Genomic DNA, 24,398 nt, shown 5'->3' with positions numbered 1-24,398 from the left:
TTACTTCGTCGGCTTGTGGCGGGTCCGTCATCTTTCGGCCTTCTTTTTGCATACGCGGTATGCAATTCTGGGTTGTCAATGTGACTCCCGTACATCAAGACGCTTGACGAGGAGGATCCGTTGCACCAGGCAAGAAGATTGGCCGCTCTCGGCCTCGTATCCGCGCTGGCGCTCTCCGCGCCGGTCCCCGCATCCGCCGCAGCAGCCCCGCCGGGTGGCGCCGGCAAACAGTCCACTTCGGGTGGGCCCATCGCCAACCGCTCGACCACCGTCACGCTGATCACCGGTGACCGGGTCACGGTCACGGCTGCCGGCGCCTCGGTCCACCGCGGCCCCGGCCGCGAGGGGGTGCGGTTCCTGGTCCAGCGCCAGCACGGTCGCCTCTCGGTGACGCCGACGGACGCGCTGCCGCTGCTGCGCTCGGGCCGGGTGGACCGGCGACTGTTCGACGTCACCGGGCTGGTCGAGGCGCGCTACGACGACGCCCACCGCGACACCCTGCCGCTGCTGGTGTCGTACGGCTCGACGGGCACCGCCCGGCGTACCCCGGCCGCGCTGCCCGGCACGCGGGTGACCCGCGACCTGCCGGCGATTCGCGGCGCCGCCCTGACCACCGGAAAGTCCTCCCTCGGCGCGGTCTGGACGACGGTCACCACCGCTCCCGCCGGGGCCCGTGTCGACGCGGCGGGGGGCGTCGAGCGGATCTGGCTGGACGGCCGCCGCCGGGTGACCCTGGATCACAGCGTGCCGCAGATCGGCGCGCCGGCCGCCTGGGCGGCCGGGTTCACCGGCAAGGGAGTGTCAGTCGCGGTGCTGGACACCGGCGTCGACGCGACCCACCCGGACCTGGCCGGCAAGGTGGCCGAGGCACGCAACTTCAGTGAGGCCCCCGACGCTCGGGACACGGTAGGCCACGGCACCCACGTTGCCTCGACCATCGCCGGCACCGGCGCGGCCTCCGGCGGTAAGTACCGGGGTGTGGCGCCGGACGCGACGCTGCTGGACGGCAAGGTCTGTGAGGACCAGGGCTGCAGCGACTCGGCGATCCTCGCCGGCATGCAGTGGGCCGCTGTGGAGAAGAACGCCGCGGTGGTCAACATGAGCCTCAGCGGCTGGGACACCCCGGAGGTCGACCCGCTGGAGGAGGCGGTGCAGACCCTGACCACCCAGACCGGCACACTGTTCGTCCTCGCCGCCGGCAACGACGGCTCGGACGGCTCGGTCGGCTCCCCGGCCAGCGCCGACGCCGCCCTCGCCGTGGGCGCTGTGGACCGTGACGACAAGCTGGCCGACTTCTCCAGCCGGGGCCCCCGGATCGGCGACGACGCGCTGAAGCCGGACATCACCGCGCCCGGCGTCGACATCGTGGCCGCGCGGTCCGCCACCGGCGTCATCGGCGACCCGGTGGGGGACCGCTACGTCACCCTCTCCGGCACCTCGATGGCCACCCCGCACGTGGCCGGTTCCGCCGCGCTGCTGGCCCAGCAGCACCCGGGATGGCAGGCCGACCGGCTCAAGGCCACCCTGATGGCCGCCGCCAAGCCGCAGCCGGACCAGACCGCCTACCAGCAGGGCGCCGGGCGGGTCGACGTCGCGCACGCGATCACCGAGCAGATCACCACCGACCCGGTGAGCGTCTCGTTCGGGCGTACGCTCTGGCCGCACGGTGACGACACCCCGATCACCCGCACGGTGACCTGGCGCAACGACGGCCCGGCACCGGTCACCGTGGACCTGGGCGTCGAGGGCGCCGGCCCCGACGGTCGCGCGCTACCGGCCGGCCTGTTCGTCCTGGGCGCCAACCGACTCACCGTGCCGGCGGGCGGCACGGCCGCCACGACCGTCACCGCGAACACCCGGCTCGGCGACGCCGACGGCTACTGGACCGGGCGGATCGTGGCCCGATCCGGGACGGCGGTCGCGGTCACCCCGCTGGCCGTGCACCGGGAGGTGGAGAGCTACACGCTGACCGTGGAGCACCTGAACCGTGCCGGCGCCCGCGCCGCTGAGCACTCGAGCAGCCTGGTCGGCCTGGACACCTTCGCCTGGTGGGACCTCTACGGCCCCGACGGCGTGGCCACCGTGCGGGTGCCCAAGGGGCACTACGGCCTGACCAGCCTCATCTCAGAGCCCGCACCCGACGATGAGCAGGGTGGGATGTCGGTGCTGGCGCAGCCCGAGCTGACAGTCGACCGGGACACCCGGATCGTGGTGGACGCCCGCCGGACCAAGCCGGTGCGGACGACAATCCCCGAGCGCGGCGCCACCCCGGAGCTGATCGACGTCAGCGGCAACTTCACTGCCGACGACGGCAGCTCGTACACCATCGGGATCTGGGCGGACACGTTCACCGGCCTGACCAGCGGTCAACTCGGCAAGCCGGTCTCCGACGAGCGGTTCGTCTCCACTATCAGCAGCCAGTGGACCAAGCCGGACACGGCCAGCAGTCCCTACCTGTACGCGCTGGCCGATGCGATCCCGGGCCGACTGCCCACCGGGTTCGTCCGCAACTACACGCGGCGGGACCTGGCCACCGTCGTGCACCAGTTCCGCGGTGGCGCTCCCGGGCTGGAGGCCGAACGGACCGTGTACCCCGTGCTGGAGTACAACGTCGGCGGCTCCGCCCTGGTCCTGCCCACAGACGTGCCCGGCCAGCGGGTCGAGCACTACAACACCAGGGGCGTCAAGTGGGAGTCCGACATCTACTTCGGAACGCGGGACGAGGACGGCTGGTTGAACCCGCAGACGGCGCTCTTCTCCGTCCCGACCGCGTACCGGGCGGGGCGGACCGTGCAGGAGATCTGGAACCAGGCACCGTACGGGCCGTCGTTCCCGGCTCCGCGCTGGCCCGAGGACAACGTCACCCGCGTCGGTGACACCATCCTGGTCGGCCTGCCGATGTTCAGCGACGCCGCCGGGCACCCGGGCGCGTCGCTCGTCGACAGCGAGCGGACCGAGCTCTGGCGCGACGGCAAACTGGTCGGCGAGAGCGAGTACTCCGGCTACGGCGAGTTCACGGTGCCACCCGGTACGGCGAACTACCGGCTCGTCACGTCGGCGAAGCGCAGCGTCACGGACCTGAGCACCGAGGTGGAGTCCACCTGGACCTTCCGGTCCGGGCACGTCGCAGGTGACACGCCGGCCCGGCTGCCCCTGTCGGCGGTGCACTTCGCGCCGCCGTTGCGCGCCGACAACAGCGCTCCGGCCGGTCAGGGCTTCGTCGTTCCGGTGCGCGTGCAGCGGCAGCCCGGCGCCCCGGCCGCCCGGGTGGAGAAGCTGACCGTCGACGTCTCGTACGACGGCGGGAAGACCTGGCGCAACGCGACGCTTGTCCGGGCCTCCGGCGACAGCTGGTTGGCAGTGCTGCGCCATCCGGCGGGTGCCGGCCACGTGTCGCTGCGGGCCACCGCTCGGGACACCGCCGGCAACACGGTGACCGAACGGATCATCCAGGCGTACCGGTTGCGGTAAGGCGTACCCCTGTCGGGTCCGCGGCCGAGTGCCGCGGACCCGGCGGGGCCGTCAGTCGTTCGCGTGCAGGGCGGCGTTCAGCTCGATGCCCCGGCCCGTGCGCGGCCGGGCCTCCAGCCCGCCGGTGACCGAGTTGCGCCAGAACAGCAGGCCGTCGACGCCGGACAACTCCCGGGCCTTGACCACCCGGCCGTCCGGGAGGGTGATCTTCGACGCGGCGGTGATGTAGCAGCCGGCCTCGACCACGCAGTCGTCACCGAGTGAGATCCCGACGCCGGCGTTCGCGCCGACCAGGCTCCGCTCACCGATGCTGATCTTCTCGGTGCCGCCGCCGGAGAGGGTGCCCATGATCGAGGCCCCGCCGCCGATGTCGGAGCCATCGCCGACCAGCACGCCCTGCACGATCCGCCCCTCGACCATGGAGGTGCCCGCCGTGCCGGCGTTGAAATTGATGAAGCCCTCATGCATCACAGTGGTGCCGGCGGCCAGGTGCGCGCCCAGGCGGACCCGGTCGGCGTCGGCGATCCGCACGCCGGAGGGCACCACGTAGTCGGTCATCCGGGGGAACTTGTCCACCCCGTACACCGCCAGGTGACGGCCCGCGGCCCGCTCGATCACCCGCAGCTCGTCCACCCGCTCCGGCGGGCACGGCCCGGCGGACGTCCAGGCCACGTTCGCCAACTTGCCGAAGATGCCGTCGAGGTTGAGCTGGTTGGGTCGCACCAGGCGGTGGGAGAGCAGGTGCAACCGGAGGTACGCGTCGGAGGCGTCCTTGATCGGGTCGTCCAGCGAGCCGATCACGGTGACCACCTGGACGGTACGCAGACCGGGCAGCGGTCGGTCGCCAAGCGCGCCCGGCGGCAGGTCCAGCACGTCCGACTCGCCCTCACCGGCGACCAACGGCAGCTCGCCCAGGCCCAGCTTGCCGGTCGGATACCAGGTGTCGAGCACCTGCCCGTCGGCGGTGACGGTGGCCAGGCCGATGCCCCAGGCGGAATCTGCGGACGTCACTGTTACACCTCTCGGTCGCGGCCAGGCCGGCCTCGGCTCGCTCCTCGCGCTGACAGACCTGAAGGTACCGTGCGAACCATGGAGAACCCGCTGACCCCCGAGGTCCTCGCCGATCCGGTGCAGCTGACCCGCGTACTGGTTGACATAGAGTCCGTGTCCCTCAACGAGAAGGCGATCGCCGACTGTGTCGAGGAGGTGCTGCGGGGCGTACCGCACCTGTCCACGTTCCGACACGGCAACACCGTGATGGCCCGCACCGACCTCGGCCGGTCGCAGCGCGTCGTGCTCGCCGGTCACCTGGACACCGTGCCGCTGAACAACAACTTCCCGTCGACCATGCGCGGCGACCTGATGTACGGCTGCGGAACCTCCGACATGAAGTCCGGCACCGCGTACGCCCTGCACCTGGCCGTGACGCTGCCCGAGCCGCGCTACGACGTGACGTACTTCTTCTACGAGGCGGAGGAGATCGAGTCGCGCTACAACGGGCTGAACCTGGTCGCCCAGGCGTTCCCGGAGTGGCTGGAGGCGGACTTCGCGGTGCTGCTGGAGCCGACGTACGGCATCGTCGAGGCGGGCTGCCAGGGCACCATGCGGTCGGTGGTCACCACGACGGGCGTACGCGCCCACTCGGCGCGCTCCTGGCACGGCGTGAACGCGATCCACGCCGCCGGTGAGGTGCTGCGACGCCTCCAGACGTACGAGGCGCGACGGGTCACCATCGACGGCTGCGACTACCGCGAGGGCATGAACGCCGTACGGATCAACGGTGGCGTGGCCGGCAACGTGGTCCCCGATCTCTGTGAGATCGAGGTCAACTACCGGTTCGCTCCGGACCGCACCCCGGCCGAGGCGGAGGCGCACCTGCGTGAGGTGTTCGCCGGCTTCGAGGTGCGGGTGACCGATACCGCGGCGGGTGCCGCCCCGGGGCTGGAGGCGGCCCCGGCGAAGGAGTTCCTGGCGGCGGTCGGCGCCGCGCCGATCGGCAAGCTGGGCTGGACGGACGTGGCCCGGTTCGCGGCCATGGGGATCCCCGCGCTGAACTTCGGCCCGGGCGACCCGAACCTCGCCCACCACCCCGACGAGCACGTCGAGATCAGCAAGATCCGTGACGGCGCGGCGACCCTGCACCGCTGGCTCGCCCCGGCCTGAGCCGGTCGGATCCGCTCCGCTCCGCTCGGGCCGGCCTGAGCCGGTCTGGCCCGCTCCGGTCGGGCCGCTCGGCCCCGTTCCCGGCGATCAAGAGGTTCGCGTCAGCCTGGCCCGTTGTCGGCGGCGCGAACCTCTTGATCGGCTCCGGATCCCGTGGTGGCGGCGGCGGGCGACAGGGCGGGGTCGAGATCGCGGGTGCGGCGGCGCTCGGCCACCACATCGTGGATCCGTCGCTGCATCTGTCGACGGATCCGGATCATCTCGCTGTTGCTGATCACGCTGTCTCCTCCCCCGAAGGCGCGCGCCGGGGCATACCCGGTATGTGAATAGTAAGACGTACGGGGAAGCCAAATAGTTGCCCTTGATCGCGAACTATTTCCCGGCGTCGGTAGCCCGCGCCCCCGGCGTGTGCGGCTCCACTACGGTTGCTTCATGAGCCAGAACAACGGGCGGGAGGCCGGCCGCGGCCCGGGGCGGGAGCGACACCGGGGCGCCGTCACGCTGCGCCGGGGGGCGATCCCGAGCAGCACCGCCGACCAGCGGTTGCTGGACTCGCGCGGCCGCGAGGACTGGAAGACCAGGGACGCCTGGCGGGCGCTGCGCATCCTCTCCGAGTTCGTCGAGGGCTTCGACACCCTCGCCGACCTGCCGCCGGCGGTAAGCGTCTTCGGTTCGGCACGCAGCGGCCCGGACACGGCCGAGTGCCGGCTCGCCGAGGAGATGGGCGGCGCGCTCGCGCGGGCCGGTTACGCGGTGATCACCGGGGGTGGCCCGGGCGTGATGGAGGCCGCCAACCGGGGCGCCACCGAGGCCGGCGGGCTCTCCGTCGGGCTCGGCATCGAGTTGCCGTTCGAGCAGGGCATCAACGACTGGGTCGACCTGGCCATCGACTTCCGCTACTTCTTCGCCCGCAAGACCATGTTCGTCAAGTACGCGCAGGCGTTCGTGGTGCTGCCCGGCGGTTTCGGCACCATGGACGAGCTGTTCGAGGCGCTCACCCTGGTGCAGACCGGCAAGGTCACCCGGTTCCCGGTCGTGCTGATGGGGGTCGCCTACTGGCAGGGGCTGCTCGACTGGCTGCGCGACACCATGGCAGCCAGCGGCAAGATCGGCCCGGTGGACCTGGATCTGATCTGCCTCACCGACGACGTCAACGCGGCCGTCCGACACATCGTCGAGGCCGAGGCGGCGCTCTCCGTCGAGCAGGACGCGGTCCGCGACGAGGCGGTCGCCCGCACCGGTGCCGACCAGCAGGCCGCCGCCGAGCAGGCCGCCGACCGGCCCCGGGAGGGCTGATGGCGGCGGTCTGCGTCTTCTGCGCCTCGTCCCGTACCCTCGACCAACGCTGGCTCGACCTCGCCGCCGAGACCGGCGCCGAGCTGGCCCGGCGCGGGCACACGCTGGTCAGCGGCGGCGGCTGCGTCGGCATGATGGGCGCGGTGGTCGACGGCGCCCGCGCCGCAGGCGGGCGCACCGTGGGAGTCATCCCACAGGCGCTCGTCGATCTGGAGGTCGCCGACCTCGCCTCGGACGAGCTGCTGGTGACCGACTCGATGGCCAGCCGCAAGACCCTGATGCTCGACAGGTCGGACGCGTTCCTCGCCCTGCCGGGCGGGCTCGGCACCCTCGACGAACTGTTCGAGGTCTGGACCACCGCCACCCTCGCCCAGCACACCAAGCCGATGGTGCTGATCGACGCCGACGGCTTCTACCGGCCCCTGCTGGACTGGCTCACCAGCCTCACCGACCAGCACTTCCTCAAACCCGCCGGCCGCAACCTGCTGACCGTGGTCGCCACGGTCCCCGAGGCCCTGAAGGCGCTGGAGTCCGCCCTACCCTGACTCCGGACCACCGATCATGGGGTTGGCGGCAGGGCCGTCGGCGTGTCGTGCCGCCAACCGCATGATCGACGGGGGTGGATGGGGTGAGGTTGGGGCGAATGGGTGTCGTATGGGCGTGATGGGATTTGGTGATGCAGGCGTACCGGTTGGTGCGACGGTCCGCGGGGCCGGCGCGGGGGGACGGGGCCGGCACCTTGCCCGCTGGCGGCGGTGCGTCCGTCGACGGCGGCGCCTCCCTCGCCGCTGAGCCTGGGTCCGTCGGCGACTCAGGGCCGGCGAGCGGTGACCCGGGCTTCCGGGCCGATCAGGTGCAGGCCGAGGTCGTCGGGCACACCGACGGGCCGATGCTGGTGCTCGGCGGTCCCGGCACCGGCAAGACCAGCACCCTCGTCGAGGCGGTCGCCGCCCGGGTCGCCGAGGGGGTCGATCCCGAACGCGTCCTGGTGCTGACCTTCGGTCGTCGTGGTGCCACCGCGCTGCGTCAACGCATCGAGGCGCGGGTCGCGCAGGACGGCTACCGGGTGCTGCGCGAGCCGCTGGTACGCACCTTCCCGGCGTACGCCTTCGGGTTGCTGCGCCGGGCCGCCGCCGAACGCGGCGAGCCGTCGCCCCGCCTGCTCACCGGCCCCGAGCAGGATCTGATCATTCGCGAGTTGCTGGACGTGGTCGGCGAGGAGCCCGAGGACGACCCGGTCGGCTGGCCCGACGACCTGCGTCCGGCGCTGCGCACCCGGGCCTTCGCCGGTCAGTTGCGCGACCTGCTCATGCGCGCCGCCGAGCGCGGGGTGGGCCCGGTCGACCTGGCCCGGCTGGGTGAGAAGCTCGGCCGCGCCGACTGGCCGGCCGCCGCCCGCTTCCTGCGGGAGTACGTCGCGGTGCTCGCGCTGCGCGACGTCAGCAACCGGGGCTCCATCGCGTACGACCCGGCCGAGCTGGTCCGGGCCGCCACCGGTCTGCTGCGCGACGACGAGGAGCTGCTGGCCGCCGAGCGCCGCCGCCTCGCCCACGTGTACGTCGACGAGCTGGCCGACACCGATCCCGCCCAGCTCGAACTGCTCTCGGTCATCGCCGGCGGCGGCAAGTCGCTCGTCGCGTTCGCCGATCCCGACTCCTCCACGTACGCCTTCCGTGGTGCGGACCCGGCCGGGGTGACCACCTTCGGGCACCGTTTCCGGACGGCTTCCGGCGCGCCGGCCGCCCAGGTGCTGCTGAGCACGTCGTACCGGGCCGGCCCGGTCCTGCTCGCCGCGATGGCCCGGCTGGGCCGCCGGCTGCGCGGTCCGATGGCGCACCGCCGGCTGCACCCGTTGCCGGAGGCGCCGGCCGGTGTGGTCGAGGTGCACACGTTCCGCTCGGCGACCAGCGAGGCCGCCTGGCTCGCCCACGCGCTGCGCACCGCGCACCTGCTCGACGGCGTGCCGTGGTCGCGGATGGCGGTGCTGGTGCGATCCACCGCGTTGCAGTTGCCCACCCTGCAACGCGCGCTGCACGCCGCCGGCGTCCCCACCGTGGTGCACGGCGAGGACCTGCCCCTGCACCTGCAACCGGCGGTCGCGCCGCTGCTGCTCCTGCTGCGCTGCGCGTTGGAGCCGGCCCGTCTGGACGAGGAGGCAGCGGTCGCGCTGCTGCACTCTCCGCTGGGCGGGGCCGACCCGCTTGCCGAACGGCGGCTCCGGCAGGGCCTGCGTGCCCTGGCGCTGGCCGGCGGTGACCGCCGCCCGTCCGGTGAGCTGATCGTCGAGGCACTGCAGGACCCGACAGAGCTGGCCGGCATCGACAGGCGGTGGGCCGAGCCGGCGCAGGCGGTGGCCGGGCTGCTCGCCACCGCCCGGGACGCCGCGGCCCAACCCGGCGCGACCGCCGAGACCGTGCTCTGGGAGGTCTGGGACGCCAGTGGGCTGGCCGAGCGCTGGGCCGGCGCGATCGCCCAGGGGCGGCCGGTGGCCGGCGAGGGGGACGTGGCCCGTCGCCGGCGAGCCGAGGCAGCCGACCGGGACCTGGACGCCGTGCTGGTGCTCTTCGACGCCGCGGCCCGCTTCACCGACCGGCTGCCCGGCGCCCGCACCGAGGTCTTCCTCGACCACGTGCTCGCCCAGGACCTGCCCGCGGACACGATCGCACCTACCGCCGACCGGGGCGCGGCGGTCCGCCTGCTCACCGCGCACGCGGCGAAGGGCCTGGAGTGGGACCTGATCGCGGTCGCCGGTGTGCAGGAGGGCATCTGGCCGGACCTGCGCCTGCGCGGCAGCCTGCTCGGCTCGGAGCGGCTTGTCGACGTGCTGGCCGGCCGATCCGTCGGCGGCGCCCGGGCGGCCAACGTGGTGGGGCAGACCTCCGCCCTGCTCGACGAGGAGCGCCGGCTCTTCCACGTCGCCATCAGCCGGGCCCGGCACCGCCTGCTGGTCAGCGCTGTGGCGTCGGCGGCGGTCGGCGGCGACGACCACGAGGAGCAGCCCAGCCGCTTCCTGCACGAGCTGGGCACGAGCGCCCCGCCGAGCGCCCCGCCGAGCGCCCCGCCGAGCACGCCGCCGAGCACGCCGCCGAGCACGCCGCCGGGCCCGCCGAGCACGCCGCCTACCCCGCCCGGCCCGCGTTCCGGCCCTCCGGGTGGCGAGTCCGTCACCGGCTCACCGAGCGACGCCCCCGCCATCGACGGAGCGACCGGCAGTGGCGAGTCCCACGGCGGCGCGACAGGCGGCGGCGCGACCGGCAATGGCACTGCCTCCACAGGCGCGACCGGCAATGGCGCGACCGGCGGCGGCGCGACCGCCTCAACCAGCGAGGACGGCGACGAGGACCAGCCCGGCGCGCTGCCCGTCACCCGGCCGCCCCGGGCGCTCACCCTGCCGGCGTTGGTCGCCGAACTGCGTACCGCCATCACCGACCCCGCCGCGCCGGCGGCCCGGCGGCGCGCCGCGGCGGCCGAGCTGGCGCGGCTGGCCGCCGCCGGTGTGCCCGGCGCGCACCCCGACGACTGGTGGGGGCTGCGGGCGCTCTCCGACGACCGGCCGCTCGTCGAGGAGGGGACGCCGGTGCGGGTCACTCCCTCGGCGATGGAGAGCGCGCTGCGGTGCAGCCTGCGCTGGCTGCTGGAACGGCACGGCGGCAGCGGCCCGACCAGCACCGCGCAGGGGGTGGGCAACCTGGTGCACGCCGCCGCGATGCTCGCCGAGGACGCCAGCGCCGACCGGGGTGCCCTGCTCGACTACGTGGCCGCCCGGTTCGACGCGATCGAGTTGGCCGCCAGGTGGATGGCCGGCCCCGAGCGGGAGCGCGCCGAGGCGATGGTCGACAAGCTGCTGCGCTGGCTGGCCACCAACCCGCGCCGGCTGCTCGCCATCGAGCACGAGTTCGCGGTCCGCCTGGACGATCCGCAGCGACCCGTCGACCTGACCGGGCGGGTCGACCGGCTGGAGGTCGACGAGGCCGGCCGACTGGTGGTGATCGACCTCAAGACCGGCAAGTCGACAGCGGTGACCGGCTCCGAACTGGCCGAGCACCCGCAGCTCGGCGCGTACCAGGCGGCGGTGGAGGCGGGCGCGTTCGCCGAGTTCGGCGACGAGTCCGGCGGCGCGGCGCTGGTGCAGCTCGGCACCTCCGCGAAGGATGCCCGGGAGCAGAACCAGCCGGCGGCGGGCGAGGGCCCGGCGGCCGGCTGGGCGACGGCGCTGGTCCGGCGGACCGCCGATACGATGGCAGCCGCCACGTTCGCCGCGGTGGCCAACTCGAAGTGCCGGGTCTGCCCGGTGCGCACCAGCTGCCCGGTCTCCGGGCAGGGGCGCCAGGTGGTCGAGCCGCCGACCGTCCGTCCTCCGGAGAACCCATGACCCAGCCCACCCTGTTCGGCGCGGGCCCCGCGCCGACACCCCGGCTGGCGGACTCCGGGCCCCGGTACACCCCGGTCGAGCTGGCCAAACTGCTGCGCCTGCCGGCGCCCACCCGGGAGCAGGCCGCGATCATCGCCGCCCCGGTGGAGCCGCTGCTGGTGGTGGCCGGGGCCGGGTCCGGCAAGACCGAGACGATGGCCGCGCGGGTGGTCTGGCTGGTGGCCAACTCGTACGTGCGCCCGGAGCAGATCCTCGGGCTGACCTTCACCCGCAAGGCTGCCGGCGAACTGGCCCACCGGGTCCGTACCCGGCTCGACCAGCTCATCCGCCGCCTCGGTCGGCAGGGCCGCGACCCGCTGGACGACCCGCTCGCCGGTGAGCCCACCGTCTCCACCTACCACTCGTACGCCGGCCGGATCGTCACCGAGCACGGTCTGCGGGCCGGCTACGAGCCGTCCACCCGACTGCTCACCGAGGCGTCCCGCTGGCAGCTGGTCGACCTGCTGGTGCGCAACTACGACGGCGACATGTCCGAGGTCGACCGGATGCCGAGCACCATCACCGACGCGGTGTTGGCGCTCGCCGGGGAGCTGGACGAGCACCTGGTCGCCCCGGACCAGCTGGCCGCCTGGACCGGGCGGTTCTTCGCCGAGGTGCAGTCGCGGCCCGGCCGGGTGTACGCCGACGTGCGCAAGGCACTCACCCTGCAACAGACCCGGCTGCGCCTGCTGCCGCTGGTGCGGGCGTACGCCCGGCGCAAGGAGGACTTCGAGGCGATGGACTTCGCCGACCAGCTCGCCCGGGCGGCGCGTGTGGCCCGGGATCATCCGGGGGTCGGCGAGATCGAGCGGGACCGTTTCCGGGTGGTGCTGCTCGACGAGTACCAGGACACCAGCCACGCCCAGGTGGTGCTGCTCAACGCGCTCTTCGGCGGCGGGCATCCGGTGACGGCGGTGGGCGACCCGTGCCAGTCCATCTACGGCTGGCGGGGGGCCAGCGCGGGCACCCTGGACCGGTTCCCCACCGAGTTCGCCCGCGCCGACGGTGAGCCGGCCCCGGCGCTCGGGCTCACCACCAGTTGGCGTAACCGTCCGGAGATCCTCCGGGTGGCGAACGCACTCTCCACCCCGCTGCGCGCGGCCGGCGCCCGGGTGCCGGAGCTGCGCTCCGCGCTTACCGTCCGCGACCCGATCCCGCACCGCAGCCCCGGCGGGGCGGCCGGCGGGACGGTGCACTGCGCGCTGCTGCCCACGTACGCCGACGAGGCTGCGTGGATCGCCGACAGCGTGCTCGCCGCCTGGCGCGGCGCGGCCCGGATGCCCGGCGCGGCGCCCGAGCACATACCGGTGGCGCAGCGACCGACCACCGCCGTCCTGGTCCGGGTCCGCAGTCAGATCCCGGCGATCGAGTCGGCGCTGCGCGAGCGCGGCCTGCCGGTGGAGGTGGTGGGCCTCGGTGGTCTGCTGGACACTCCCGAGGTCCGCGACGTGGTGTGCACGCTGCGGGTGCTTGCCGATCCGACCGACGGGGCCGCGCTGCTGCGGCTGCTCACCGGTGCCCGCTGGCGGATCGGGCCACGTGACCTGGTGGCACTGCACCGGCGGGCCCGGGCCATCGCCAACGCTCGACGCCAGGTGGCCGCCGACGAGAACGCGGAGATCAGCCCCGATCTGCTGGACGAGGCGACCCTGGTGGAGGCGCTGGCCGACCTCGGCCCGGCGCAGGCGTACTCGGCGGAGGGGTTCGCGCGGCTGCGCGCGTACGGCATGGAATTGGCCCTGTTGCGGTACCGCCTGGACCAGGCCCTGCCGGATCTGATCGCGGACATCGAACGCACGATCGGCCTGGACGTGGAGGTCGCGGTGCGTGCCGGTCGCGACGGCGCCGGTGACGCCGGCCTGGCCCGGGGGCACCTGGACGCCCTGGGTGACGTGGCGGCCCGCTTCAGCGGGGAGACGCCCGGCGCGACGCTTTCCGGTTTCCTGTCCTACCTGGCCGCCGCCGAGGACGAGGAGCGCGGTCTCGCCCCGGGCGAGGTCGAGGTGGTGGAGGGCGCGGTGCAGGTGGTCACCGCGCACGCCGCGAAGGGGCTGGAGTGGGACGTGGTGGCGGTGGCCGGGCTGTGTCGTGGTTCGTGGCCCGGACCGGTGCGCAACTCCGACCACTGGCTCGGCGGGCTCGGTGTGCTGCCGTTCCCGCTGCGCGGCGACGCCGACGGGTTGCCCGAGCTGGCGCTCGACGACGCGGCCGACCAGCGGGCCGTGGCCCGGGCGGTGAGCGACTTCACCGACGCCTGGCGGGCCCACGACGAGCGGGAGGAGCGCCGGCTGACGTACGTGGCTGTCACCCGGCCGCGCCGGCTGCTGCTGTGCTCCGGGTACTGGTGGGGGGAGGGGACGAAGCGGCCGCGGGGCCCGTCGGTCTTCCTGCGCGAGGTGTACGACGCCTGCCTGGACGGCGGCCCGGGGCACCTGGTCGACGCGTGGGCGCCGGAGCCCACCCCGGACGCCTCGAACCCGACGGCAGAGGTGGTGCTGCGCGCGGAGTGGCCGGCCGACCCGCTGGGCGGCCGTCGGCCGGCGCTGGCCGAGGCGGCCGGGCTGGTGCGCCGCCTGATGACCGACGGCCCGGCCTCGGTGGGCGTCGGGCCGGTCGGCTCGGTCGGTTCGATGGTTGCCGCGCCGGTCGGCCCGGTCGTCGCCGGGCCGATGGTGACAGTCGAGCCGGAGGTGGACCCGGAGGTGGCCCGCTGGCGTCGTGAGGCGGATCTGCTGCTGGCCGAGCGGGCCGAGCTGACCCGGTTGTCCGGCGCGGTCGAGGTGGCCCTGCCCGGGCAGTTGAGCGTCACCCAGCTGGTGGCGTTGCGCCGTGACCCGGCGGCGCTGGCCCGTACGCTGCGCCGTCCGGTGCCCACCGAGCCCAACCCGTACGCACGCCGGGGCACCGCCTTCCACGCCTGGCTGGAGCAGCGTTTCGGCGCGGACCGCCTGCTCGACCTGGACGAGCTGCCCGGCGCGGCGGATGCGGACGCCGCGCCGGACGAGGCGCTTGTCGAATTGCAGGAGCGGTTCCTGGCCAGCGAGTGGGCCAACCGGGTGCCGGTCGAGGTGGAGGTGCCGTTCGCCACGGTGATCGCGGGCGTGGTGGTCCGGGGGCGGATGGACGCCGTCTTCGCCCGCCCCGGCGACCGGTTCGACGTGGTCGACTGGAAGACCGGCGCGCGGCCCACCGGGCCGGCGGCGGACGTGGCGGCCGTGCAGTTGGCCGTGTACCGGCTGGCGTGGGCCGAGCTGGCCGGCGTGCCTGTCGACCGGGTGGGCGCGGCCTTCCACTACGTCCGGCACGGCGTGACGGTTCGGCCCGCCGACCTGCTGGATGTGACCGGGCTCACCGCCATGATCACCCATCTGCCCGGAGATTCTGGCCAAGTTTGACCACCACGGGAAAATCCGTGGTAGGTTGACCGGGTTGCAGTTTTGGTTACCAGAGACTCTGTGTGCGCCTGGCGGGATTGTGGCCCCAGGCGCTCTTTGTTGTGTCCGGAGTTCTCCGGGCGGGGCGACCAGAAGCGACAGGCGATTCGCGCATTCCCGCGCGGAGCGCTCCTCTTCGAGTCCGCAACACGTGCGGGCTCGACGTTCCGTCAAGGAGACGAAACACATGGCTATTGGCACCGTGAAGTGGTTCAACGCTGACAAGGGCTTCGGCTTCATCACCCCGGACGGCGGCGGCGCTGACGTCTTCGCCCACTTCTCGGCGATCCAGTCCTCCGGCTACCGGAGCCTGGACGAGAACCAGCGGGTCGAGTTCGAGGTGACCCAGGGCCAGAAGGGCCCGCAGGCGGAGAACATCCGTCCGCTCTGATCTTCGGATCGGTCGGTAGTACCCGTCGCGCCCTCCGGGTGTGACGGTGACGGGACCGGCCCGCCCCGCCGTCGACCTGCGTAAGCAGGCGGCGGCCCGGCGGCGGGCCGGCCCGTACCCTAATCGGTTCGTGCTTGTGAGTCCTGGCGGCCTTGTGCCGCTGGTGACAGCGCCGACTTCGGCGCCCTCCCTCGACACGTGCCGCGTCGAGGAAGGCTTCTGCGTGACCACAGTTATTCCGTCTTTCGCCCATACCGGTCTGGCGCCGGCGCTGCTGAGCGCGCTGACCGCGCAGGGCATCATCGAGCCGTTCCCGATCCAGTCGGCCACCCTTCCGGACTCGCTCGCGGGTCGGGACGTGCTCGGCCGGGGTCGTACCGGCTCGGGTAAGACGCTCGCCTTCGGGCTTCCCCTGCTGTCCCGCACCGCCGGCCGCAAGGCCCGGCCGGGTCGTCCGCTGGCCCTGGTGCTGGTGCCGACCCGGGAGTTGGCGCAGCAGGTGACCACCGCGCTGGCCCCGTACGCCCGGGCCGTCGGTCTGCGCTGCGCCACAGTCGTCGGCGGGCTGTCGTTGCAGCGGCAGGCGGACGCGCTGCGTGCCGGCGCCGAGGTGGTCGTGGCGACCCCCGGCCGGCTGCACGACCTGATCAACCGTGGCGACGCCCGGCTCGACCAGGTCGAGATCACCGTGCTGGACGAGGCCGACCAGATGGCCGACATGGGCTTCCTGCCGCAGGTGACCAAGCTGCTGGAGCAGGTCGCACCGCAGGGTCAGCGGATGCTCTTCTCCGCCACCCTCGACGGCGGCGTGGACCGGCTGGTCCGCCGCTTCCTCAGCAGCCCGGTGACCCACTCGGTCGACCCGGGCACCGCAACGGTCACCGCGATGACCCACCACGTGCTGCACGTCGACGCGGTCGACAAGCCCGACGCGTTGACCCGGATCGCCGCCCGTGAGGGCCGCACCATCCTGTTCATGGGCACCAAGCACCGCGCCGACCGGCTCGCGCGCCAGTTGCTCTCCAAGGGTGTACGCGCCGCCGCGCTGCACGGTGGCAAGTCCCAGCCGCAGCGCACCCGCATCCTGGAGCAGTTCCGCAACGGCCAGGTGACCGCCCTGGTCGCCACGGACGTGGCGGCGCGGGGCATCCACGTCGACGGCCTCGACATGGTGGTCAACGTGGACCCGCCGACCGAGGCGAAGGACTACCTGCACCGCGGTGGTCGGACGGCCCGCGCCGGCGAGTCCGGCTCCGTCGTCACCCTGGTCCTGCCCGAGCAGCGCCGGGACGTGTCCCGGCTGATGGCCACCGCCGGCATCCGGCCGCAGTCGGTCCAGGTGCGCTCGGGTGACGAGGCGCTGGCCCGGGTCACCGGAGCGCGCGAGCCCTCCGGTGTGCCGGTGACGATCGCCGCCCCGCCGGTGGCAGTGAGCCGGGGCCGCACGGCCGGTGGCTCGGCCACGGACGGCGGCGCACGCCCGGCGCACCGCGCGTCGGGCCGGTCCCGTCGTCCGCGCCGCCCGCGTACCGTCTGATCCCGCACGCACGTCACCGACCCGTCCCGCTTCGGCGGGGCGGGTCGTTTCGTCTGCGGGATGGTTCGGGTTCCGCCCGGGTCGGCCGCCCCGACGGTCGTGGCGGCCGGTCGCCCGCGCCGCCCGGCCACCGACCCGAGTCGAATATCAGCAGTTGGTTGGTCGGCTGGCCGACTGTGCCCTGGCCCGGTGTGGTCGAAGCTGGCCACCGGGGGGAGCCGGGCGGGGGCCCGGCGCGGGAGGGGTGACCATGGCGGGCGAAGCCGGCTCGGGGGCGCTGCGCGAACTGATCCTGGTCGTCGCGGTCGGGCTCGCCGGGTTGCTGCTCGCGATTTTCGCGGCCTTCGCGCCCTGGCACGCCACCCCGGCGGGTAATGCTCCCGCCGGTCTGGTGGAGCTGCGCAGTCCCGGCGACCCGGGCTCCGGCCCGGCGGTCGAGCACCGGGGCTGAACAGCGACCGGTCGACCGGCACGCGGCGCAGGGGCAGGCCGGGTCCGGATCGGTACGGGGGTGTGGTCGGGGCCGGCGGGGCACCGACCCGACCACACCGCCCCGGTGGTCAGGACGTCGTGGACGCCCGGTCGGTAGTGGTGCGTCTGAGCAGGTCGGCGAGGCTGGTGCTGTCGACAACTGTGGCGATCGCCCCGTGCACCGCCAGCCAGACGTCGGTCAGCCCGGCAGCCACCCCGTGGTAGCCGGCGCGTTCGGCAGGCAGTCCGCGTACCGTGGTCAGCGAGCCGCCGACCGCGCGCAGCACGTCCCCGACGGTGATCTCCTCGGGTGGCCGGGTCAGCGCGTATCCGCCCTCGGCGCCCCGATGGCTGAGCAGCAGACCGGCCCGGCGCAGGTCGAGCAGGATGCCCTGCAGGAAGCTGAGCGGGATCTCCTGCACATCGGCCAGGCTGCCCGCCTTCACCAACTCGCTGCCGCCACCACCGCCCTCGTCGCCGTCGCCGCGGACGGCGGCGGCGACGGCGAGCATCGCCCGGAGCGCGTAGTCGCTGCGCGCGGAGACGTACACGTCACTGACCAGCCTGGTCCAGTACGCCCCAGCGACGGCGGATCGCCTTGTCGGCCGCGCCGAACGCCGCGTCGACAGCCAGACCGACGACCAGGATCACGATCATGATGGCCATCAGCCGTTCCGCGTCCGAGAAGTCCCGGGCGTAGGTGAGCTGAGCGCCGATCGAGGTCCGGGATGCGATGACCACCAGCAGTTCGCCAGCCATCAGGCTGCGCCAGGCGAAGGCCCAGCCCTGCTTCAAGCCGGCCACGATCGCGGGCAGCGCCGCGGGTGCGATGACATACCGGTAGAGGTTGAGCCCGCGCGCGCCCAGGTTGCGGCCGGCCCGCTTCAGCAGCGGCGGCACGTAGTCCACGCCGTGGATCACGCCGTTGGCGATCGACGGCGCCGCGCCGAGCACCACCACGAAGAAGATCGCCTGCTCGCTGAGCTGGAACAGCAGGATGGCCAGCGGGAACCAGGCGATCGACGGCATGGTCTGCAACGCGGTGATCATCGAGCCGATGGCGGCCCGGAGCACCCGGGACTGGGAGACGCCCAGCCCGAGGAGCAGCCCGACGGCGACCGCTGCGGCGAAGCCCACCACGGCACGTCGGGCGGTGGTGGCCAGGCCGTCCCAGAGCGCAGAACTCAACGCGTAGTCGGCGAGGTCGGAGAAGACCGGGCCCGGGCCGGGCAGGGCCCACGGATCCTTCCATCCACTCCAGACCACCACCTGCCAGATGCCGACGGCGATGGCGAGTGCGGCCAGCTTGGGCCAGGTGGCAGCCCAGAGCCGGGCAACCCGGGTGGCTTCCTTCTCCTGACCGGCGATCTCCAGCGCGTCCAGGCCGGAGATCTCCGCGTCGGAGCGCGCGGTGCTGGCGAGGGTGTCACTGGCCATGGCGGCTCACCTCCGTACGGAGTCGCTCGGTGACGTCGGCGGCGATCGCGGCGACCTCGGGCGAGTCGATCCGCCGGGGCCGCGGGATGTCCACCTCGGTGGAGTAGATGATCCGGCCGGGGCGGCTGGACAGCAGGATGATCCGGTCGGCCAGCCGGGCGGCCTCGCGGACGTTGTGCGTGACGAAGAGCACCGAGAGATGGCGCTCGGACCAGATCCGTTCCAGCTCGTCGTGCAGGATGTCCCGCGTCATCGCGTCCAGCGCGCCGAACGGCTCGTCCATCAGCAGCACCGGAGTGTCCAGGGCCAGGGTGCGGGCCAGCGCGACCCGCTGCCGCATGCCGCCGGACAGCTCGTGCGGTCGCTTGCGACCGAACTCGGCCAGGTGCACCGTGCGCAGCAGCTCGGCCACCCGCTCGCGGCGCTCGGCCCGGGGCAGCCCGCGCAGCTTGAGCGGCACCTCGACGTTCGCGTCGACAGTCAGCCAGGGAAAGAGCGCCGGCTCCTGGAACATCAGTCCCGGATTCGCGTCACCGGCGATGCCGATCTGGCCGCCGCTGGGCCGGTCCAGGCCGGCGACCAGGTTGAGCAGGGTGCTCTTGCCGCAGCCGGACGCGCCGACGAGGCAGACGAACTCGCCCGGCGCGACGTCCAGCGAGACCCCGTCCAGGGCCAGTACGGCGTTCGACCCGCGTCCGTACACCTTGGTCACGCCGGAGAGCGCGACCGCTGTGGTCGCGCTCTGCGGCGTCGTCGTGGTCGACGTCATGGCTGGACGACCTCGGCCTTGCCGGCCGCCTTGAGCGCCTTGTTGAGGTACGTCAGGTCGTACAGGCCCTTGAGGTCCACCGGCTCGGTCAGCTTGACCTCCACGGCGTGGTCGAGCCCGGCCTTGAGCGAGGTGGGGATCGGGTCGTTTGTGAACTCCAACGTCGGCCACGCCTGCTTGATGAGCTTGAGGTCCAGCGGCTTACCGGTGATCTTGCCGATGGCGTCGGAGATGGCCTGCTGGGCCTCGTCCGGCTTGGTGTTGACGAACTCGTTCGCGGCGACCTGACCGTCGACAAGCTTCTGCACCACGTCCGGGTGTGCCTTGAGGAACTTCGTGCTGACCAGCAGGTTGGTGATGACGAACTTCTTGTCCGGCCAGAGGTCGCGCTCGTCGACGAGCACCTTGCCGCCGGCGTTGACCAGCCGGGAGACGAACGGCTCGGGCACCCAGGCGGCGTCGATCGCGCCGCTGTTGAAGGTCTCCACCGTCTGGGCGTTCTCCTGCGGCACGATCTTGACGTCGCCGCCGCCCTCCTTCGTGGTGGTCAGCCCCTGCTGCTTGAGCCAGTAGCGGACCGCCACGTCCTGGGTGTTGCCGAGCTGCGGGGTGGCGACCTTCTTGCCCTTGAGGTCCTGCGGGCTGTTGATGCCGGGCTTGACCACAAGAGCCACGCCTCCGGAGGCGGCGCCGGAGACGACCCGGACGGCCTCGCCCTTGGACTTGGAGAACGCGTTGACCGTGGGGTTCGGGCCGATGTAGGTCGCGTCCAGCGCGCCGGAGAAGACGGCCTCGATGGCGGCCGGGCCGGCGTTGAAGGTCTTCGGTTCGAGTTTGACGTCGGCGCCGAGCTTCTCGGCGAAGATGCCCTTCTCCACGCCGACGACGGCAGGCGCGTGGGTGATGTTGGGGAAGTAACCGAGCCGCAGGGTCACCGGGCCGGAACCGCCCCCCGCGCCCTCGCTGTCGTCGCCGCACGCGGCGGTGGTGCCCAGGGTCGCCGCGCCGAGGGCGGCGAGGGTGGCCAGGGTGACCAATCGGCGCAGGGGATGCCGTCTCATCGTCCATCCAATCCGCAGTATTCCTACTTAGTTGGTAGGAAGAGTGGGCCAGAGCAGGGCCAGCGTCAAGACTCATCCACATGCCGGGAAGGGGCGTCTCAGTTATGTCGGTAATTCCTACCAACTCGGTAGGGTGATCGAATGATTTTCCACTGGTTCCTGCCTACCTCCGGTGACGGCGACCAGGTCGGCGCCGCCACCGTCACCGCCGGTGCCGCCCGCCACGACCGGGCCGCCACCGTGGCGTACCTGGCCGAGGTCGGCCGCGCCGCCGAGGCGGGCGGCTTCGCGGCCGTGCTCACCCCTGTCGGCGCCGGCTGCCCCGACCCGTGGATCGTCTGCGCGGCGGTCGCCCAGCACACCGAGCGGCTCGGCATGCTTGTCGCCGTCCGGGCCGGATTCGCGCTGCCCACCCTGATCGCCCAGCAGGCCGAGGCGTTCCAGGCCGTCTCCGGCGGACGCCTGTCGCTCAACATCGTGACCGGGGGAGATCCCGCCGAACAGCGCGCGTACGGCGACTTCCTGGGCCACGACGAGCGCTACGCGCGTACCGGGGAGTTCATCGAGGTCCTGCGGCGCGCCTGGGCCGGCCGGCCGTTCGACCACGCCGGGACGCACTACCGGGTCGACGGCGGTGGGCTGGCCACCCCGCTGGCCGATCCGCCGCCGATCTACTTCGGCGGCGCGTCCCCGGCCGCCGAGACGGTGGCCGCCCGACAGGCCGACACGTACCTGATGTGGGGCGAGCCACCGGCGGCGATCGCCGCCCGCGTCACCCGCATCCGGGCGCTCGCCGCCGAGCGGGGCCGCACCCTGCGCACCGGGCTCCGGCTGCACGTCATCGCGCGGCCCACAAGCGCCGGCGCCTGGGCCGAGGCCGACCGGCTGCTGGCCGGCATGAGCCCGCAGCGGATCGCCGCCGCCCAGGCGCGGTTCCGTCGGATGGACTCCGTCGGTCAGGCCCGGATGGCCGCGCTGAACGCCGGCCGCACCGACGGGCTCACCGTCGCACCGAACCTCTGGGCCGGGGTCGGCCTGGTCCGCGAGGGCGCCGGCACCGCGCTCGTCGGCAGCTACGCCGAGGTCGCGACCCGCATCGACGAGTACGCGGCACTCGGCGTCGACGAGTTCATCCTCTCCGGCTGGCCGCACCGGGAGGAGGCCGAGCGGGTCGGCGCCGAGGTTCTGCCCCGGCTCGCCGACCAGGTGACGGTGGCTCCGCGGAGGTCGCCGGTGGCGGGGGTGTCGACGCGCTAGGGTCGATCCCGTGGCGGCGCGGAGATCCAGAATTCCAGCGACGAAGTATCCGGTCGAGCGGTTCACCCTCGACAACGGCCTGCGGGTGGTCCTGACCCCCGATCGCAGTGCCCCGGTGATCGGGGTGGCGGTGGTCTACGACGTCGGCATCCGCTCGGAGCCGGAGGGGCGGACCGGCTTCGCCCACCTCTTCGAGCACCTGATGTTCCAGGGCTCGGAGAACCTGGAGAAGTTGGCCCACTTCCGGCACGTGCAGGGCGCCGGCGGCACGTTCAACGGCTCCACCCACCTGGACTACACCGACTACTTCGAGACGCTGCCGAGCAACGCGCTGGAGCGCGCGCTGTTCCTGGAGGCGGACCGGATGCGCGGGCCTCGACTGACCGAGGAGAACCTGCGCAACCAGGTCGACGTGGTCAAGGAGGAGATCCGGGTCAACGTGCTCAGCCGGCCGTACGGCGGCTTCCCCTGGCTGACCCTGCCGCCGGTCATGTTCGACACCTTCCCGAACGCGCACGACGGCTACGGCTCGTTCGACGACCTGGAGTCGGCCACCGTCGCCGACGCCGCCGACTTCTTCCGCCGCTACTACGCCAGCGGCAACGCGGTGCTGGCCGTCAGTGGCGACATCGACGTGGCCGAGGCGACCGAGCTGGTCAACAGGCACTTCGGCGACGTGCCGTCCCGCCCCGCACCGCGGCGGCCCGACTTCACCGAGCCCGACCTGACCGCCGAGCGGCGCAGCTCGTACACCGACGCCCTGGCGCCGTTGCCGGCGGTGGCCGGCGCGTGGCGGGTGCCCGACCCGATCGACGACTTCGCCGGCTACCTGCCGTACGTGGTGCTGGCCGAGGTGCTCACCGACGGCGACGCGTCCCGGCTGGTCGAACGACTGGTCCAGCGCGACCGCACGGTGACAAGCCTCGGCGGCTACCTCGGGTTCATGGGCGACCCGTTCGACGTCCGCGACCCCACCGCGCTGCTGCTCGATGCGCACCTGCCGCCCGGCGGCGACGTGGACAAGGTGCTGCGCACAGTCGACGAGGAGTTGGACCGGCTGGCCACCGACGGGCTGACCGACGGTGAGCTGGCCCGCACCCAGGCCCGGATGGCCACCCACCTGCTGCGCGACACCGACGCGGTGCTCGGCCGGGCGCTGCGGATGGCGGTCCTGGAACAGCAACGTGGCGAGCCGGGCCTGCTCAACGACCTGCCCCGACTGGTAGGCGACGTCACCGAGGAGCAGGTCCAGGCCGCCGCGGCCACCCTGCGCCCGGAGCGCCGCGCCGCGGTCGAGGTCATCCCCGGAGGTGCCCGATGAGCACCACCGCCACCACCACCGGGCCGCGTACGCTGCCCCCGCTCGGCCCCACCCGCAAGCTCAAGGTGCCCAAGCAGGCCGAGCGCACACTGCGCAACGGGCTCACCGTGATCGCCGTACGCCGGCCGGCGGTGCCCCTGGTCGAGCTGCGGCTCTGGGTGCCGTTCGGCCGTGCCCACCTCGCGCGCGGCGCGATGCTCTCGCAGACCATGCTCTCCGGAACCGGGTCGATGACAAGCGTGCAGTTGGCCGCCGAGCTGCAGAAGGTGGGCGGCGGGCTGTCCGCGGGCGTCGACCCGGACCGGCTGATGCTCTCCGGCGCCGGCCTGGTCACCGGCCTGGACCGGATGCTGGAGCTGCTGGCCGAGGTGCTGACCGGCGCCAGCTACCCCGGCGACGAGGTGGCCGCCGAGCGGGACCGGCTGATCGACCGGATCCAGGTCGCCCAGAGCCAGCCGGCGCACCTGGCCCGGGAGGCGCTGCTGAAGCGGGTCTACGGGCGACACCCGTACGCCACGCAGACCCCGGAGCCGGGCCAGATCCGTGCCGTCCGACCGGCGGCCCTGCGCACCCTGCACGCCGAGCGGGTGCACCCCGCCGGGGCGCAGCTCGTGGTGGTCGGTGACGTGCAGCCGGAGAAGGCCCTGGACGCGGCCGAGCGGGCGCTCGGCGGGTGGGCCGGTGCCGGGCGTACGGCCACCCTGCCGGCCACCCCGCCGCTGGAGCCGGGGCCGCTGCTGCTCGTCGACCGGCCCGGCTCGGTGCAGTCCTCGCTGCGGGTCGCGCTGCCCGCCGTGCCGCGCACCGACCCCGACCACGCCCCGCTGCAACTGGCCAACCTGATCTTCGGGGGCTACTTCTCGTCCCGCTGGGTGGAGAACATCCGCGAGGACAAGGGCTACACGTACGGCCCCCACTCGGTGATCGAGCACTCGGTGGCCGGGTCGGTTCTGGTCGCCGGCGCCGAGGTGGCCACCGAGGTCACCGGCCCGGCGCTGCTGGAGACCACGTACGAGCTGGGCCGGCTGGCGTCGCTGCCGCCGAAGCCGGAGGAGCTGGAGCAGGCCCGCCAGTACGCCCTGGGCACCCTCCAGCTCGGCATGTCCACCCAGGCCGGTCTGGCCGCGCTGACCAGCGCGTACGCCGGCAACGGCCTGCGTCTGGAGTTCCTCGCGGAGTACGCGGCCCGCCTGGCGAAGGCGACTGTGGACGACGTGGCGCGGGCCGCCGCCCACTACCTCGCGCCTGCTCGGGCGGCGGTGGTCGTGCTCGGCGACGCCGAGCGGATCACCCCCGGGCTGGCCGCGCTGACGCCTGTGCACACCGAGCCGGTGCAGCCGTGAGGCGCCGCCACGCCATAGGGCGTGCCGTCGGCCGCG

General features: G+C 73.3%; 18 protein-coding genes. 12 read left to right on the top strand and 6 right to left on the bottom strand.

The window, feature by feature from the left end:
• Positions 1-120: 120 nt before the first annotated feature.
• A complete protein-coding gene (locus ACLQ26_RS30755; protein ID WP_425747857.1) occupies positions 121-3,471 on the top strand; it encodes a S8 family serine peptidase in 3,351 nt (1,116 codons plus the stop codon).
• Positions 3,472-3,522: 51 nt separating this feature from the next.
• Here ACLQ26_RS30755 and dapD read toward each other — a convergent pair whose 3' ends face one another.
• Positions 3,523-4,482 carry a 2,3,4,5-tetrahydropyridine-2,6-dicarboxylate N-succinyltransferase gene (gene dapD, locus ACLQ26_RS30750; protein ID WP_425747856.1) on the bottom strand — a complete coding sequence of 320 codons (960 nt, stop codon included), beginning with the start codon at positions 4,480-4,482 and terminating at the stop codon, positions 3,523-3,525.
• 78 nt (positions 4,483-4,560) lie between these two features.
• On the opposite strand from dapD, the gene dapE reads away from it, so the two are divergent.
• A complete protein-coding gene (gene dapE, locus ACLQ26_RS30745; RefSeq protein WP_425747855.1) occupies positions 4,561-5,634 on the top strand; it encodes a succinyl-diaminopimelate desuccinylase in 1,074 nt (357 codons plus the stop codon).
• 101 nt (positions 5,635-5,735) lie between these two features.
• Here dapE and ACLQ26_RS30740 read toward each other — a convergent pair whose 3' ends face one another.
• On the bottom strand, positions 5,736-5,912 hold the full coding sequence (locus ACLQ26_RS30740) for a hypothetical protein (protein ID WP_007464846.1): 177 nt from the start codon (positions 5,910-5,912) through the stop codon (positions 5,736-5,738).
• Positions 5,913-6,066: 154 nt separating this feature from the next.
• On the opposite strand from ACLQ26_RS30740, the gene ACLQ26_RS30735 reads away from it, so the two are divergent.
• The 7 genes from ACLQ26_RS30735 to ACLQ26_RS30705 all read left to right on the top strand — a co-directional run bounded on the left by ACLQ26_RS30735 (position 6,067) and on the right by ACLQ26_RS30705 (position 17,154).
• On the top strand, positions 6,067-6,930 hold the full coding sequence (locus tag ACLQ26_RS30735) for a TIGR00730 family Rossman fold protein (RefSeq protein ID WP_425747854.1): 864 nt from the start codon (positions 6,067-6,069) through the stop codon (positions 6,928-6,930).
• Positions 6,930-7,475, top strand: a complete 546-nt coding sequence (locus ACLQ26_RS30730) for a TIGR00730 family Rossman fold protein (protein ID WP_425747853.1) — start codon at positions 6,930-6,932, stop codon at positions 7,473-7,475. The genes ACLQ26_RS30735 and ACLQ26_RS30730 overlap by 1 nt, the downstream gene beginning before the upstream one ends.
• 131 nt (positions 7,476-7,606) lie before the next feature.
• Positions 7,607-11,302, top strand: coding sequence for an ATP-dependent helicase (locus ACLQ26_RS30725; RefSeq protein ID WP_425747851.1), 3,696 nt, complete (start codon positions 7,607-7,609; stop codon positions 11,300-11,302).
• Positions 11,299-14,736, top strand: a complete 3,438-nt coding sequence (locus tag ACLQ26_RS30720; protein WP_425747850.1) for an ATP-dependent helicase — start codon at positions 11,299-11,301, stop codon at positions 14,734-14,736. The genes ACLQ26_RS30725 and ACLQ26_RS30720 overlap by 4 nt, the downstream gene beginning before the upstream one ends.
• A 226-nt stretch (positions 14,737-14,962) precedes the next feature.
• On the top strand, positions 14,963-15,166 hold the full coding sequence (gene cspE / locus ACLQ26_RS30715) for a transcription antiterminator/RNA stability regulator CspE (protein WP_007464836.1): 204 nt from the start codon (positions 14,963-14,965) through the stop codon (positions 15,164-15,166).
• Positions 15,167-15,389: 223 nt separating this feature from the next.
• Entirely contained in the window at positions 15,390-16,703 is a 1,314-nt protein-coding gene (locus ACLQ26_RS30710) for a DEAD/DEAH box helicase (RefSeq protein ID WP_425747849.1), read from the top strand.
• 250 nt (positions 16,704-16,953) lie between these two features.
• On the top strand, positions 16,954-17,154 hold the full coding sequence (locus tag ACLQ26_RS30705) for a hypothetical protein (protein ID WP_425747848.1): 201 nt from the start codon (positions 16,954-16,956) through the stop codon (positions 17,152-17,154).
• A 109-nt stretch (positions 17,155-17,263) separates the two neighbouring features.
• Here the strand turns inward: ACLQ26_RS30705 and ACLQ26_RS30700 are convergent, their stop codons facing one another.
• The 4 genes from ACLQ26_RS30700 to ACLQ26_RS30685 are packed head-to-tail and all read right to left on the bottom strand — an operon-like array spanning position 17,264 to position 20,441.
• Complete coding sequence (locus ACLQ26_RS30700) at positions 17,264-17,725, bottom strand: RrF2 family transcriptional regulator (RefSeq protein ID WP_425747847.1); 462 nt, start codon at positions 17,723-17,725, stop codon at positions 17,264-17,266.
• Position 17,726: 1 nt separating this feature from the next.
• Positions 17,727-18,611, bottom strand: a complete 885-nt coding sequence (locus ACLQ26_RS30695) for an ABC transporter permease (RefSeq protein ID WP_393301645.1) — start codon at positions 18,609-18,611, stop codon at positions 17,727-17,729.
• Complete coding sequence (locus ACLQ26_RS30690; protein WP_425747846.1) at positions 18,601-19,380, bottom strand: ABC transporter ATP-binding protein; 780 nt, start codon at positions 19,378-19,380, stop codon at positions 18,601-18,603. The genes ACLQ26_RS30695 and ACLQ26_RS30690 overlap by 11 nt, the downstream gene beginning before the upstream one ends.
• Positions 19,377-20,441 carry an ABC transporter substrate-binding protein gene (locus ACLQ26_RS30685; RefSeq protein ID WP_425747845.1) on the bottom strand — a complete coding sequence of 355 codons (1,065 nt, stop codon included), beginning with the start codon at positions 20,439-20,441 and terminating at the stop codon, positions 19,377-19,379. Before ACLQ26_RS30685 ends, ACLQ26_RS30690 begins: the two co-directional genes overlap by 4 nt.
• Before the next feature lie 141 nt (positions 20,442-20,582).
• Here ACLQ26_RS30685 and ACLQ26_RS30680 point away from each other — a divergent pair, with 141 nt between their 5' ends.
• The 3 genes from ACLQ26_RS30680 to ACLQ26_RS30670 are packed head-to-tail and all read left to right on the top strand — an operon-like array spanning position 20,583 to position 24,362.
• Positions 20,583-21,698, top strand: a complete 1,116-nt coding sequence (locus ACLQ26_RS30680) for an LLM class flavin-dependent oxidoreductase (protein ID WP_425747844.1) — start codon at positions 20,583-20,585, stop codon at positions 21,696-21,698.
• 10 nt (positions 21,699-21,708) lie between these two features.
• Positions 21,709-23,019: a M16 family metallopeptidase gene (locus ACLQ26_RS30675; protein ID WP_425747843.1), complete on the top strand. Its 1,311-nt coding sequence runs from the start codon at positions 21,709-21,711 to the stop codon at positions 23,017-23,019.
• On the top strand, positions 23,016-24,362 hold the full coding sequence (locus ACLQ26_RS30670; RefSeq protein ID WP_425747842.1) for a M16 family metallopeptidase: 1,347 nt from the start codon (positions 23,016-23,018) through the stop codon (positions 24,360-24,362). The genes ACLQ26_RS30675 and ACLQ26_RS30670 overlap by 4 nt, the downstream gene beginning before the upstream one ends.
• Positions 24,363-24,398: the final 36 nt, after the last annotated feature.

Origin of the sequence: Micromonospora sp. DT43 (assembly GCF_049841645.1) — a bacterium.
Classification (GTDB): domain Bacteria; phylum Actinomycetota; class Actinomycetes; order Mycobacteriales; family Micromonosporaceae; genus Micromonospora.
The sequence above is the reverse complement of the archived record's forward strand: the minus strand, read 5'-3'. Positions and strand labels throughout refer to the sequence as shown.

What these genes read in the sequence shown, in the direction of transcription:
- cspE (WP_007464836.1), top strand. Translation starts at nt 14,963, where the DNA reads ATGGCTATTGGCACCGTGAAGTGGTTCAACGCTGACAAGGGCTTCGGC.
- ACLQ26_RS30670 (WP_425747842.1), top strand. Translation starts at nt 23,016, where the DNA reads ATGAGCACCACCGCCACCACCACCGGGCCGCGTACGCTGCCCCCGCTC.
- ACLQ26_RS30680 (WP_425747844.1), top strand. Translation starts at nt 20,583, where the DNA reads ATGATTTTCCACTGGTTCCTGCCTACCTCCGGTGACGGCGACCAGGTC.
- ACLQ26_RS30695 (WP_393301645.1), bottom strand. Translation starts at nt 18,611, where the DNA reads ATGGCCAGTGACACCCTCGCCAGCACCGCGCGCTCCGACGCGGAGATC.
- ACLQ26_RS30725 (WP_425747851.1), top strand. Translation starts at nt 7,607, where the DNA reads ATGCAGGCGTACCGGTTGGTGCGACGGTCCGCGGGGCCGGCGCGGGGG.
- ACLQ26_RS30705 (WP_425747848.1), top strand. Translation starts at nt 16,954, where the DNA reads ATGGCGGGCGAAGCCGGCTCGGGGGCGCTGCGCGAACTGATCCTGGTC.
- ACLQ26_RS30735 (WP_425747854.1), top strand. Translation starts at nt 6,067, where the DNA reads ATGAGCCAGAACAACGGGCGGGAGGCCGGCCGCGGCCCGGGGCGGGAG.
- ACLQ26_RS30730 (WP_425747853.1), top strand. Translation starts at nt 6,930, where the DNA reads ATGGCGGCGGTCTGCGTCTTCTGCGCCTCGTCCCGTACCCTCGACCAA.
- ACLQ26_RS30690 (WP_425747846.1), bottom strand. Translation starts at nt 19,380, where the DNA reads ATGACGTCGACCACGACGACGCCGCAGAGCGCGACCACAGCGGTCGCG.
- ACLQ26_RS30685 (WP_425747845.1), bottom strand. Translation starts at nt 20,441, where the DNA reads ATGAGACGGCATCCCCTGCGCCGATTGGTCACCCTGGCCACCCTCGCC.
- dapE (WP_425747855.1), top strand. Translation starts at nt 4,561, where the DNA reads ATGGAGAACCCGCTGACCCCCGAGGTCCTCGCCGATCCGGTGCAGCTG.
- ACLQ26_RS30720 (WP_425747850.1), top strand. Translation starts at nt 11,299, where the DNA reads ATGACCCAGCCCACCCTGTTCGGCGCGGGCCCCGCGCCGACACCCCGG.